Origin of the sequence: Mycobacterium sp. BK086, from assembly GCA_004362315.1 — a bacterium.
Lineage (GTDB): Bacteria > Actinomycetota > Actinomycetes > Mycobacteriales > Mycobacteriaceae > Mycobacterium.
Window position 1 is genome coordinate 873,338 of the sequence record SNWL01000004.1, and the last position, 12,431, is coordinate 885,768.

General features: G+C 65.3%; 13 protein-coding genes. 9 read left to right on the top strand and 4 right to left on the bottom strand.

The window, feature by feature from the left end; translation table 11 throughout:
* The first annotated feature begins 64 nt into the window (after positions 1-64).
* From EV580_RS14970 to EV580_RS14985, 4 genes are read left to right on the top strand one after another with little or no spacing between them, the layout of a single operon-like run.
* Entirely contained in the window at positions 65-382 is a 318-nt protein-coding gene (locus EV580_RS14970) for an antibiotic biosynthesis monooxygenase family protein (protein WP_133691942.1), read from the top strand.
* A 29-nt stretch (positions 383-411) separates the two neighbouring features.
* Positions 412-1,197: an SDR family NAD(P)-dependent oxidoreductase gene (locus EV580_RS14975; protein WP_133691943.1), complete on the top strand. Its 786-nt coding sequence runs from the start codon at positions 412-414 to the stop codon at positions 1,195-1,197.
* 16 nt (positions 1,198-1,213) lie between these two features.
* On the top strand, positions 1,214-2,023 hold the full coding sequence (locus EV580_RS14980; protein ID WP_208114612.1) for an alpha/beta hydrolase: 810 nt from the start codon (positions 1,214-1,216) through the stop codon (positions 2,021-2,023).
* 15 nt (positions 2,024-2,038) lie between these two features.
* On the top strand, positions 2,039-2,692 hold the full coding sequence (locus EV580_RS14985) for a nitroreductase (RefSeq protein ID WP_133691944.1): 654 nt from the start codon (positions 2,039-2,041) through the stop codon (positions 2,690-2,692).
* Here EV580_RS14985 and EV580_RS14990 read toward each other — a convergent pair whose 3' ends face one another.
* From EV580_RS14990 to EV580_RS15005, 4 genes are all read right to left on the bottom strand, one after another.
* Positions 2,693-3,454, bottom strand: coding sequence for a DUF1906 domain-containing protein (locus tag EV580_RS14990; RefSeq protein ID WP_133691945.1), 762 nt, complete (start codon positions 3,452-3,454; stop codon positions 2,693-2,695). It abuts the gene before it with no gap.
* A complete protein-coding gene (locus tag EV580_RS14995) occupies positions 3,451-4,107 on the bottom strand; it encodes a L,D-transpeptidase family protein (RefSeq protein ID WP_133691946.1) in 657 nt (218 codons plus the stop codon). Before EV580_RS14995 ends, EV580_RS14990 begins: the two co-directional genes overlap by 4 nt.
* A gap of 81 nt (positions 4,108-4,188) precedes the next feature.
* Complete coding sequence (locus EV580_RS15000) at positions 4,189-6,540, bottom strand: arylsulfatase (RefSeq protein WP_286171595.1); 2,352 nt, start codon at positions 6,538-6,540, stop codon at positions 4,189-4,191.
* Positions 6,541-6,551: 11 nt separating this feature from the next.
* Positions 6,552-6,983, bottom strand: coding sequence for a hypothetical protein (locus tag EV580_RS15005; protein ID WP_133691948.1), 432 nt, complete (start codon positions 6,981-6,983; stop codon positions 6,552-6,554).
* Between the two features lie 68 nt (positions 6,984-7,051).
* On the opposite strand from EV580_RS15005, the gene EV580_RS15010 reads away from it, so the two are divergent.
* From EV580_RS15010 to EV580_RS15030, 5 genes are all read left to right on the top strand, one after another.
* Positions 7,052-7,693 (top strand): TetR/AcrR family transcriptional regulator, encoded by a 642-nt coding sequence (locus tag EV580_RS15010; protein WP_133691949.1) that lies wholly within the window; start codon positions 7,052-7,054, stop codon positions 7,691-7,693.
* Between the two features lie 61 nt (positions 7,694-7,754).
* Positions 7,755-8,351 carry a TetR-like C-terminal domain-containing protein gene (locus EV580_RS15015; RefSeq protein ID WP_133691950.1) on the top strand — a complete coding sequence of 199 codons (597 nt, stop codon included), beginning with the start codon at positions 7,755-7,757 and terminating at the stop codon, positions 8,349-8,351.
* Between the two features lie 168 nt (positions 8,352-8,519).
* Complete coding sequence (locus EV580_RS15020; RefSeq protein ID WP_133692253.1) at positions 8,520-8,924, top strand: MmpS family transport accessory protein; 405 nt, start codon at positions 8,520-8,522, stop codon at positions 8,922-8,924.
* A 56-nt stretch (positions 8,925-8,980) separates the two neighbouring features.
* Positions 8,981-11,818 carry an MMPL family transporter gene (locus EV580_RS15025; RefSeq protein WP_166654741.1) on the top strand — a complete coding sequence of 946 codons (2,838 nt, stop codon included), beginning with the start codon at positions 8,981-8,983 and terminating at the stop codon, positions 11,816-11,818.
* Positions 11,819-11,953: 135 nt separating this feature from the next.
* Positions 11,954-12,427 (top strand): hypothetical protein, encoded by a 474-nt coding sequence (locus EV580_RS15030; protein ID WP_133691952.1) that lies wholly within the window; start codon positions 11,954-11,956, stop codon positions 12,425-12,427.
* The last annotated feature ends 4 nt before the right edge of the window (positions 12,428-12,431 follow it).

Here is a 12,431-nt window from a genome sequence, read left to right on the forward strand (position 1 = left end):
CGCGGGTGTTCACGAAGTCGCGTCGACCCTCCGGTTCAGCAGCGCCTCTCACCAGGAGGTCACCATGCCGTTCATCCGAACCGACGCCGGAATCGTCACGCAGATCAACACCTTCACGGTGCCGGAAGGTGGTCAGCAACCGCTCATCGAATTGCTCGAGGAGGCAGCACGATTCGCGAGCACCACGCCGGGCTGGCGCTCGGCCAGCCTGCATCGCAGCCAGGACGGCACCCGGGTGGTGAACTACGCACAGAGCGACAGTCTCGAGGCGGCGCTGCGAGTGATCGAACGATTGCGGGCAGCGGGGTTCTTGGATCGGGGCGCCCAGTACGGCCAGGCGCATCCGGGACTTTACGACGTGGTCTACACATTGGAGCGCTGATCACGGGACGGTGAGGCAAGGTATCGGTTGTGGATACCAACCTCACCGGAAAGATCGCCGTCGTCACCGGCGCAAGCAAAGGAATCGGACTGGCCACCAGCCAGGCCTTGGCCGCCGCAGGCGCGCACGTGATCGCGGCCGCGCGACACAACAGCGCCGAAGTGGAGGCCCTGGAAGCGGCCGGCTCGGCCACCTTCGTCGCCGCCGATGTCTCGACCGCCGACGGGCCCAAGGCCGTAGTCGCCGCCGCCGCGCAGCGGGGCGGCATCGACATCCTGGTGAACAACGCCGGATCGGTGACGCCTCGCTTCGACGGCGTCCTGTCCGTGTCCGACGACGAGTGGCTGGCATCGATCGCGGTGAATTTCCTGTCCGCCGTGCGGACCACACGCGAAGCCATTCCGCAGATGCTCACCCGCGGCGGCGGATCGATCGTGATGATCGGTTCGGTCAACGCCGCCCTGCCGGAGTGGAATATCGTCGACTACAGCGCCACCAAAGCCGCCCTGGCCAACTTCGCCAAGAGTGTGTCGAAGGAATTCGGCGGCAAGGGGATCCGCGTCAACACGATCAGCCCCGGTCCAGTGGCCACCCCGCTGTGGCTGGCCGAAGACGGTATCGCCCAGCAGTTCGCCGCCGCCAGCGGAGCCACCGCCGACCAGGTGGTGGACTCCGTCGTCGCGGGTTCGGCGACGGGGCGCTTCACCACTCCCGAAGAGGTCGCCGACCTCGCGCTGTTCCTCGCCGGCGCGCACTCGGCCAACATCACCGGCTCGGACATCCGCATCGACGGCGGCTACGTCACCACTCTCTAGAAAGGGAACGATCGATTTGAGCATCAAGCCCAACCCCGTCATCTTCATCCACGGCCTATGGATCCACGCCAGCGCCTGGCAGCCGTGGGAGGAGCTGTTCACCGAACAGGGCTACGCGGTCTCGGCTCCCGGCTGGCCGGGCGACTCCGACTCCGTCACGGCGACCCGGGAGAACGCCGACGCGCTCAACGACATCGGTATCGCCGAGATCGTCGACCACTACGTCGGGATCATCGATGCGGGCGGCAAGCACGAGGTGAAGCCGGTCGTCATCGGGCACTCGTTCGGCGGTCTCATCGCCCAGGAGCTCCTGGCCGGTGGCCACGCGGCCGCCGCGGTCGCGATCGACCCCGCCCCAATCAAGGGCGTCAAAGCACTTCCCCTTGCGCAATTACGTTCGGCGTTCCCCGTTCTGGGTAACCCCGCCAACAAGCATCGGACGGTCTCACTCAACGACAAGCAGTTCAAGTACGCCTTCGGCAACATGTTGACCGAGGAGGAATCCGCCGATCTGCATGACAAGTGGACGATCCCCGGGCCAGGCCTGCCGCTGTTCGAGGACGCGACCGCCAACTTCCACAAGAACTCGCCGGCGAAGGTCGACACCCACCTTGTCGACCGGGGACCGCTGCTGCTGACGTCGGGCAGCGACGACCACACGGTGCCGCTGAAAGTCACCAAAGAGGTGTTCGGGATGTACGAAAAGGGCGGCTCGGACACCGAGTTCCACGAGTTCGCGGGCAAGGGTCACTCGCTGACCATCGACAGCGGCTGGCGTGAGGTCGCCGACGTCGCCCTGGAGTGGCTGGCGCGCAAGGGGTTCTGACGACAGGAGGCAGCAGTGCACGACCTCGAAGAGGCGATCACCGGGCGTCGGTCCATCCGGTTGTTCCTGCGGGACAGGCCCGTCCCCAGGGAGCTGGTGACGGAGTCGCTCCAATTGGCCATCCGTGCCCCGTCGAACTCCAACGTGCAGCCGTGGCATGTGGTCTTCGCATCCGGACCCGCTCGCGACCGGTTGGCCGAGGCTCTGCTCGAACAAGCCGACATCGCCGCACCGAACGTACCCGAACTGCCGAAGTCGTTCGCTCATCTGCGGCGCGAGCTCGGTGCGCTGGTGTACGGGACGATGGGTATCGCGCGTGACGACGCCGAGGCCAGACGCCTTGCGGTGCTACGTAACTGGGAGTTCTTCCGCGCTCCACTGACCGGCATCGTGTGCATGCACCGCGACCTGGACTACGTCGACGCCGTCGGCGTGGGCATGTTCCTGCAGACCTTCTTGCTCGCGCTCACCGCGCGTGGGCTCGGCAGCTGCGTGCAGGTGTCGGTGGCCGGGTATCCCGACGTGCTGCGCGAGCACCTGGGCATCGGCGAGGACATGCGCATACTCTGCGGTGTCTCCATCGGCTACCCCGACCCCGAGTTCGCCTGCAATCAGTTGACCGTGCCGCGTAATCCGCTCGAGGCCAACGTCGTCTTCAAGGAGAGCTGATCAGCGGGCCAGGTCCCACTGGCCGAAGTCGGGCGCGAGCACGTCGTCGACGTCGACGCTGACGCCGTCGATGATCGCGCCGGGGTCCGACGGGGTGACCACTTCTCGCTGAAACAGCACAGCGGCGGGCTCTCGCGCACCGCCCGACCACGCCCTGGTCTGCCATGCCCACCGGAACCCCGGCGTGGTGGAATGCCCGACGACGCCGTCGCCGATCGCCCACGAGAGCTGACGGGCACCGCCATACATGCCGGTGCGCGCGACGCCGAGCACCGAGTTGATGCCGCGAAACCACTGGATTGCAGTGCTTTTCCACGTGTCGGCGTTGATGTCCTCATCGACGCTGAAGAAGATCGGTGCGGAATCCGGGCCGCCTGCTGCGCCGTGAAGCCGCAGTGCGGTCTGCGCGTCGGCCACCCCGCCGTCGTACCCGCGAGTGAAGTCCGACGGTGCGTTCGGCCAGCCGGGTTTTCCGTATTGATAGCAGCTGACGACGTGCAGCCCCGCCGCGATCAGTCCGTCGGTGTACTCGCGGGTGACCGGCTTGAAATCGAAAGTGGCGCCGGGACGCAACTCCGAGACGTACACCAGCGCCCCGTTGTAACCGGCGGCTTTGATCTGCTCCGGTGAGACCAGGACCGTGGCGAAGTCGATGAGCTGCAATGCATCCGCGGACGCTTTCGGGGTTCCGAGTACCGCGGCGCCGGCGACAGCGCCGAGGGCGAATTTGAAGACGTCGCGCCGTGACGCTGCCGGTGTCACGACGGGATCAGCGACGGGTCGCCGACGCCGATGGTGATCTGTGGATTCGCCGCGGGGTCAAGCCAATTCAGGACCGACTTCATCTCCTCGCGCCCGATCGCGACACAGCCCCAGGTCGGGCTGCCGTTCGTCACGTGCAGGAAGATGCCGGCCACCTTGCCCGGAATGCGTTGGGGATTGGACGTGATGTTCACCGCGTAGTCGTAGACCGGTCCGGAGTCGTAGAGGTTCTCGGCGATCCCCGATGGCTGTCCCGAGCTGCGCACGTGGGTGTTGTAGGTCGGCGACTTACCGTCCTCGTCCCACCAATCCTGATCGGTGGCCTGGAAGTACGGCATCTTGGTGCCTGGATTGGGTTCCCGGCCGAAGGCCTGGTCGAAGCCGAACGTGCCGGCCGGCGTGCGGTAGACCCCGTCGGCGGGTGCGCCGACACCGAGCTCACCGACCTTCGCCGGTACGGGGCCCAGCACCACCTTCCAGTCTTGGCCCACCTTCTGGAAGGCCGTGAGGGTACCGGTGGTGGCGTTGGCGGCGGGAACGCCGACGACGATCCACTGGGAGGTCGCCACCGCGGGCTCGGCGGCAGCCGGCGCGGCCAGCGGCACGCTCACCAGAACCGCACCGATGCCGGCCAGTGTCTTGAACGATTTCACGCGCACCCCAGGTGTCGGACTCGGCTGAAAGCAGGTTCATGGTAACCGGACCGAGCAGACAGATCGGGTAGCGAAAGTGCCTCAATCGTGCGTGTAGCCCAGTTCGACGATGGCTTCGCCATGGTGTGCGGCGGCATCGGAGAAGTCGATCGTCACCTGCTCGAGGACGGCGGCGCGCAGGGGGTAGGGCGAGGCATAGTCCGCAGACACCGAGTGTGAGACACCACGCCCCGCCGACAGCGCCTGGAGCGGGTCGAGGCTTGGCATCCGCATTCCGGAATACCGTGCGATTGGACGATCGTCGACCGTCAACACGACGTCACCGACGACTTGCAGCGGTTCCGACCCGGGCCCGGTGGTGGTGAAATCGACGCCGAACACACTGTGCCCCAGCGGGATCGGTTGACCCGATCGGACGTTCTGCTCCTCACCCCCGATGTTGCCCACGTAGCAAAGGCGGCCGTCGGCGATGTAGAGCGCATGCCCGCCCGATCGGTCGCCCTGCGAGAAGATCACCCCCTCGGCGGCGGCGCTCTCGATCGTCACCGGCGCGCGCAGCGTGAAGCTGCGGCCGCCGAACAGTCCGCTCATCGGGGTGCGACCGGCGGGCGTGTCGGGGTAGAGGTGAACGCGCTGCGGCGCATCCGCCGCCTTCGCCAGCCCCCGGGTCACAAGCTCGGCCACACTCAGATCGTTGAGCGGATAACCGTTGTAGCGCAGGGCCTGGTCGTGCCATAAGGCCTTGAGTTCGTCGAGCTTGTCGGGATGGTCAGCGGAAAGGTCACGGATCTGGCTGCGGTCGTCGTCGATGCGGAACAACTCCCACCGATCCTCACCGAACCTGGACCAGCCCGGGCGGCCCAACGACGCCGAGGTCGGGGGGTGCACGGCACTGGCGAACCAACCCTCATGCCAGATGCCGCGGGTGCCCATCATGGTATAGAACTGGGTCCGCTTTGCCGTCTGCGCTCCTGAATCCCGCAGGGCGGCAGCACAACTCGTTCCGTCTAGCGGTTTCTGCGCGATACCCTTGACGAGTTCGGGCGGGTCGATGCCCAATAGGTCGTAAACCGTCGGCGTGATATCGCTGACGTGAACATAATGGTCGCGCACCTCGCCACGCGAGCTCAGCCCCCGCGGCCAGGACAGCACGCACGGGTCGGCGATGCCGCCCTCGTGGGAGGCGTATCGCTTGAACAGTTTGTAGGGCGTGTTGAACGCCATCGCCCAGCCGTTGGAATAATTCATCTTCGTTCCCGGGCCGCCGAATTCGGCGTACCGGTCCGCCGACGGGGGAGCATCCACGCCGCCGCGCATCGGAGTGAACTCGTCGAGAGTTCCCGACGGTCCGCCCTCACCGCTGGCGCCGTTGTCGGACATCGCGATGATGATCGTGTTGTCCAGCTGCCCGCTGGCCTCCAGATAGTCCAGAATCCGGCCGATTTGCGCGTCGGTGTAGCTGAGGAATCCGGCGAACACCTCAGCCATCCGGCAGGACACCCGCCTTTGCTCCTCGGACAGGGAATCCCAGGGTGTGACGGTGTCGTGTTCGGGCCAGGGCAGTCCGTCGGCGCTGGTGCACTCGACGTAGGGGTTCATCGGCGACAATTCGGTGTCCTCCGGGAGCAGCCCGAGCGCCTTCTGGTTGGCCAGGGCGATCTCGCGGTAGCGCTCGTATCCCATGTCGAACCGACCCCGGTACCTGTCGGCCCATTCGGTGGCGACCTGATGGGGTGAGTGGCCGGCGCCGGGGCACAGGTACATGAACCACGGCTTGTCAGGGGCAAACGCCCGGTGGTCGTGCAGAAACTCGATTGCGTTGTCGGCGAGGTCTTTTGACAGGTGATATCCCTGCTCCGGCGTCGCAGGAGGGTCGATCGGGCGGCTGTCGCTGACCAGACTGGGGTACCACTGGTCGGTCATCCCGTCCAGGAATCCGTAGTAACGGTCGAACCCCCGACTCAGCGGCCAGTACCGTCTCGACCCCGCGGCATGGCAATCCTCGGGGGGAGCCAGATGCCACTTGCCCACGGCGTACGTCGACCATCCCTTTTCGGCGAGGACTTCCGACATCAGTGCGGTCTGTGCCGGAATCCGACCGTTCTGGCCGGGATACCCCTCGGCCAGGTTCACCACGGAGGACACGCCGACGGTGGTGGGATTGCGCCCGGTCAGCAGGGCAGCCCGGGTCGGCGAACACAGCGCCGTCGTATGAAATTGGGTCAGCCGGATGCCGCGGTCGGCAATGCGCTTCATGTTGGGCATGTCGACCAGGCCGCCAAAGCAATCCCAGGTCGCGATGCCGGTGTCGTCCCACAACAGGTAGAGGACGTTCGGTGCGCCGTCGGGCGCCGACGCCCCCCGGTACGGCCGCCAATCCGGAATCGAATCTCGGATGTCCTCGGCGATCTTCCCCTGGAATTCCACGGCGATGTTCTCCTGATCTAGACGCCCGCGACCGCGGCGTTGGTGGGTTCGAGTTGGGCTGGGTTCGCTTTGGTCAACCAGGGGTGGATGGCCGGGCCGGCCAGTCCCACCACGGCGGCGATGCCTAGGCCGACCCAGAGATCGGCGTTCGAGACAGAGTTCTCCAGTGCGAGGCCGGCCGCCACGGCCATGGCCACGAGTGCCACCTTCGCCATCAGGAACCTGCCGATCGGATGGTGTGCGACGTGTCGGCCCCGACGCGCCGCCCACCACCGTACGACCGAGGCCACGGTCATGACGATGCCCATCAGCACGATCAGCCTCACCGCGTGCTCCCATGGCGAGCTGTCCCCCTGAGCGAGCCAGATCGCGCCGAACTTGATACCGACCACCAGGTACGCACCGCGGATGAGTGCGTGCCGCGGAATCCGCACACCGCAAACTGTCATAACTGACAGATTAAAGAAAAGTGTCAGTCCTGACAAGTTTTCCCGACGGGTGGTGCCATAGTTCTTGGATGACGACTGGCCTGGGCAAGCGTGAGGAACACAAACTCGCGACCCGGCGCGCCATCCAATCCGCGGCCGATGCCCTCTTCGACTCACGCGGCTATGCGGACACCACGATCAGGGACATCACCGAAGCCGCGGGCGTGACCGAGCGGACCTTCTTCCGCTACTTCTCCGGCAAGGAAGCCCTGCTGGTGCGCGACATCGAGGAAATGCTGCCGATTCTGGGTGCAGCGATCAGGCAACGCCCGGCCTCCGAAGATCCACTGGAGGCGGTCGAGAACGCGTTCGTGAGCTTGTTCGACCGGATGCGCGAGTCCCGCCCCAACCTCTCGTGGCTGTTCCACGACGGCCCCCCGGGCCCCAAACTGGCGAAGTCGACGCCCGGGCTGTTGTTGCAGTTCGAGCAGGAGATCGTCGACGCACTGACCGATCGGATCGCGCGATCCGGGGAGCTCGATCCTGGCGAGCAGTTCGCAACCCAGGTCCTGGCCCGCTGCGCGGTTGCCGCTCTGCGCAGCGCGGGAATCAGGTACTGGCAACTCGGCAACAGCCCGGCCGGTCGCGCCGGCGAGGTCGATCTGATCAGGGAGGCCTTCGCCGTCCTGCGGCGCGGCCAGACCGGTCGACCACCGGATCGCAGGGCGTGACCGGGCACGCATATCGGTACTGTCCTGGACCGTACCGCCACTTCGGCTTTATGGTGGCCCTGTGAGCCCGATCGCCGACAGCATCACGGAGTCTTCTCCGTGGTCGCCGCGTGAAGCCGAATTGCTGGCTGCCACGCTGCAGCTGTTGCAGCAGCACGGGTACGAGCGCCTGACCGTGGATGCCGTCGCGGCCACGGCGAAGGCCAGCAAGGCGACCGTGTACCGGCGCTGGCCGTCGAAAGGCGAACTGGTGCTCGCGGCCTTCATCGAAGGCTGCCGCCAGCGGGCGGTCCTCCCCGACACCGGCAGCCTGCGCGGCGACCTGCTGCTCCTCGGCGAAGCGATCACCGCACATGCCACCGAGCACTCCGCGACCATTCGCGCGGTGATGGTCGAGGTGTCCCGCGACCCGGCGTTGCGCGAGGCGATGCAGCACCAATTCCTCGACGGCCGCAAGGCGCTGATCGAAGAAGTGCTGCAGCATGCCGTCGACCGGGGCGAGATCGACCCAGACGCGATCACCGAGGAACTCTGGGATCTGTTGCCCGGCTACCTGATCTTCCGGTCGATCGTCCCGAATCGTCCGCTGACTCAGAAGACCGTGCAGACCCTCGTCGACAACGTGCTGATCCCCAGCCTGACCAGACCACTGGCATGAGGGGAAGTCTTGCCCGACTAGATCCAGTACCGTACCGTACCGTCTAGAGCAATCGATCCTGGGTGGCCCGGGACCTGTTGCCTCCCCGCCCAGTGTTCGTGTCACCGGATATTGAAAGGCCTACGGGTGCAGAGGTTTCCGATCGGAGCGCTGGCCCGGCGGAGCTGGATGCTGCTCGTCGCGATAGCCGTGGTCGTCACGGCGGGATTCGCCGTCTCTCGGCTGCACGGACTCTTCGGTGCGCACGACGTGACCTCCACCCCCAGCGGTTCCGGCAACGACATCGTGCCGTTCAATCCCAAGCGCGTGGTCATGGAAGTCTTCGGTCCACCGGGCACCGTCGCGACCATCACCTACACCGACGTCAACGCGCAACCACAGCGTGCCGACTCGGTGTCGCTGCCGTGGTCGTACGACACCACCACCACCCAGCCGGCGGTCTTCGTCAACGTCTCCGCCCAGGGCGACGGTGACTCGCTCGGCTGCCGCATCAAGATCGACGACGTAGTGAAAGACGAAAGAACGGTCAACACGTTGAACGCGTTCACCTACTGCCTGGACAAATCCGGATGAGCGAACAGCAGGTCGCCGATCGCTCGTTCACGCACAGGGCGGCGCGCGCGTGCCGGATGCTGGCCGCGCCGATCCTCTTGGTCTGGCTCGTCATCGCCGCGGTGTCCAACGCGCTCGTGCCGCAGCTCGAGGTCGTCGGCGAAGAGCACAACGTGGCGTTGAGCCCGGCTGACGCACCGTCACTGCAGGCGTTCAAACAAATCGGAAAAGTGTTCGGCGAGTTCGACTCCGACAGCGCGGCAATGATCGTGCTCGAGGGCGACCAACCGCTGGGGGCCGACGCGCACGCGTACTACGACGAGCTGGTCCGGCGCGTCGAGGCCGACCACAAGCATGTCCAGCACGTCCAGGATTTCTGGGGTGATCCGCTGACAGCCGCGGGAGCGCAAAGCCCCGACGGCAAGGCCGCCTACGTTCAGGTGTTCCTGTCCGGCAACCAGGGCGAAGCGCTGTCGCTGGCCTCCGTCGACGCCGTCCGCGACATCGTTGACCACACGCCGGCGCCGCCCGGCGTCAAGGCGTACGTCACCGGCGCGGCAGCACAGGTGGCCGACCAATTCGAGACCGGTGACAAGGGCACGACGAAGGTGACCCTGCTGACCATCGGCGTGATCGCGATCATGCTGCTGATCGTCTACCGCTCAGTGGTCACCATGCTGCTGATGCTGATCACCGTCCTCATCGAAATGTCCGCTGCCCGAGGGATAGTGGCGTGGCTGGCCAACTCCGGATTCATCGGCCTCTCGACGTATTCGACGAACATTCTCACGCTGTTGGTGATCGCCGCCGGCACGGACTATGCGATCTTCCTCGTCGGCCGCTACCACGAAGAGCGCTCGGCGGGTGTTGACCGGCAGACCGCCTTCTACGACACCTACCGCGGCACCTCGCACGTCATCGTGGGCTCGGGCCTGACGATCGTCGGTGCGGTCTACTGCTTGAACTTCACCCGAAACCCCTACTTCCAGAGTCTCGGCATCCCCGCTGCCATCGGTGTCTTCATCGCGCTGATCGCCGCGGTGACCCTGGCCCCCGCCGTACTGACCATTGGCAGTCACTTCGGGCTGATGGACCCCAAGCGGCGGGCGAAGACCCGTGGCTGGCGGCGGATCGGTACGGCCATCGTGCGCTGGCCCGGCCCGATTCTCGTTGTCTCCCTGGCCATCGCGCTGATCGGCCTGCTCGCGCTGCCCGGCTACAAGACCAGCTACGACGTCGGCGCCTACATGCCCGACGATGCCCCATCCAACGTCGGCTACACGGCCGCCGAACGGCACTTCTCCAAAGCCCGGCTCAACCCCGAGCTGCTGATGATCGAGACCGATCACGATCTGCGCAACCCCACCGACATGATCCTGTTGGAGAGGGTCGCCAAGGCTGTCTTCCATACCCCCGGTATCGCGATGGTCCAGTCCATCACGCGGCCGCTGGGAACGCCGCTGGACCACACCTCACTGGCATTCCAGATCAGCGCCGGCAGCCTCAGCCAGATCAACAATCTGCCGTTCCAGCAGGCGCGCGCCGCCGACCTCGTCAAGCAGGTGAGCGAGATCGACACGTCGATCAACATCCTACGTCAGCAGTACACCCTGCAGCAGCAGAGCTCCGAAGCCACCAACGAACAGGTGGAGGCGTTCCACAAGACCGTCGAAGTGGCCCAGGATCTGCGCAACAAGATCGCCAACTTCGACGACTTCTTCCGGCCGCTTCGCAACTACTTCTATTGGGAACCACACTGTTTCGACATCCCGATCTGTGCCGCGTTCCGGTCGGTCTTCGACGCGCTGGACGGCATCGACGCGCTCACTGACCAATTGGCCAATGTCACAGCGAGTTTGGACAAGCTGAATGCGCTGCAACCGAAATTGCTGGCCCTGATCCCGCAGAACATCGACACCCAGCAGGCCAACCGCGACCTGACGATGACCAACTACGCTACTCAGTCCGGCCTCTACGACCAGGCCGCGGCGGCGCTGCAGAACTCGACCGCCCTGGGCGCGGCGTTCGACGCCGCCAAGACCGACGACTCCTTCTACATTCCGCCGGAAGCGTTCGGCAACGCCGAGTTCCAGCGTGGGCTCAAGCTGTTCCTCTCTCCTGACGGCAAAGCGGCCCGGATGATCGTCACCCACGACGTGGATCCCGCCACCCCGGAAGGTCTTTCGCATATCGCAGCGATCAGGCACTCCGCGCAGGAAGCGATCAAGGGGACCCCGCTGGCCGGATCCAGCATCTACATCGGCGGCACCGCGGCGACCTATAAAGACATCTCCGAGATGGCCAAGTACGACTTGGTGATCGCCGGGATCGCCGCGCTGTCCCTGATCCTGCTCATCATGATGTTCATCACCAGGAGCATCGTCGCCGCGCTGGTGATCGTCGGTACGGTGGCGCTGTCCCTGGGTGCCTCATTCGGGCTCTCAGTTCTGGTGTGGCAGTACCTGTTCGGCATGCCGCTGTACTGGGTCGTGTTGGCGTTGGCCGTGATTCTGCTTCTGGCCGTGGGATCGGACTACAACCTGCTGTTGATATCGCGGTTCAAAGAGGAGATCGGCGCCGGGCTCAACACCGGCATCATCCGCGCGATGGCCAGTACCGGTGGCGTTGTCACCGCCGCGGGCCTGGTGTTCGCGTTCACGATGGCGTCGTTCGTCTTCAGCGACCTGCTCGTGCTCGGCCAGATCGGCACCACGATCGGCCTGGGCCTGCTGTTCGACACACTGATCGTGCGGTCGTTCATGACCCCGTCGATCGCCGCGCTGTTGGGGCGCTGGTTCTGGTGGCCGCTGCGCGTGCGTCAACGCCCGGCAAGCTCGATGCTGCGACCCTATGGAACCCGCGAATCCGTGCGCCAACTGTTGCTCTGGGAAGACGACGACGCCCGGCTCAAGTAACTGTCAGCTAAAACACATCGTTTCCATATCGATATCACGGTTTATCCCATATGCAACATGGGTAACTTTAGTCACAGGTGCCGATGCTTCGGCGCCGCCCTGACCAGCGAAGAAAGAGCCGAATGGATTACCGCTATGAATACAGTCCTTTACTTCAGCACCCGCGGCCCCGTTTATGAAACCCGCGCCTACACCAAGGCCGATATCGATCGTCTCGTTCAGAACCATCAGCTTCACTGCCTGACCAGCACCGACCGCCAGTTCGACTTCTGGTTCAGCCCGTCTACCGCCCGCTGCCAGAGCCGGGTGAACGCGCGCGCCACTGAATTGCTCCTGGCAACAACGAAATTCACCGCGAAGTCGGTACCCCTGCTGCCGGGGTCCATCGTGGTCGCCACCCATGATGCCGACGGTGACCTCGACGGGCTGAGCTGGGAACAGCTCGACCTGCTGGTCCGCAAGAATCGCTCACTGAGCGACCGTGAACTGCGGGTGCTCGACCGCAGGATTGCCCGTCACGATCGTCGTTTGGCACGTCATTTGCGCAGTGCGCCAGCCGCTCCCGCACCGCAGGTCAAGCCCCGCGTCGCGGTCGCGGCCAAGGGCTAGTCAG

What these genes read in the sequence shown, in the direction of transcription:
- EV580_RS14970 (WP_133691942.1), top strand. Translation starts at nt 65, where the DNA reads ATGCCGTTCATCCGAACCGACGCCGGAATCGTCACGCAGATCAACACC.
- EV580_RS15005 (WP_133691948.1), bottom strand. Translation starts at nt 6,983, where the DNA reads ATGACAGTTTGCGGTGTGCGGATTCCGCGGCACGCACTCATCCGCGGT.
- EV580_RS15025 (WP_166654741.1), top strand. Translation starts at nt 8,981, where the DNA reads ATGCTGGCCGCGCCGATCCTCTTGGTCTGGCTCGTCATCGCCGCGGTG.
- EV580_RS15020 (WP_133692253.1), top strand. Translation starts at nt 8,520, where the DNA reads ATGCTGCTCGTCGCGATAGCCGTGGTCGTCACGGCGGGATTCGCCGTC.
- EV580_RS15010 (WP_133691949.1), top strand. Translation starts at nt 7,052, where the DNA reads ATGACGACTGGCCTGGGCAAGCGTGAGGAACACAAACTCGCGACCCGG.
- EV580_RS15030 (WP_133691952.1), top strand. Translation starts at nt 11,954, where the DNA reads ATGAATACAGTCCTTTACTTCAGCACCCGCGGCCCCGTTTATGAAACC.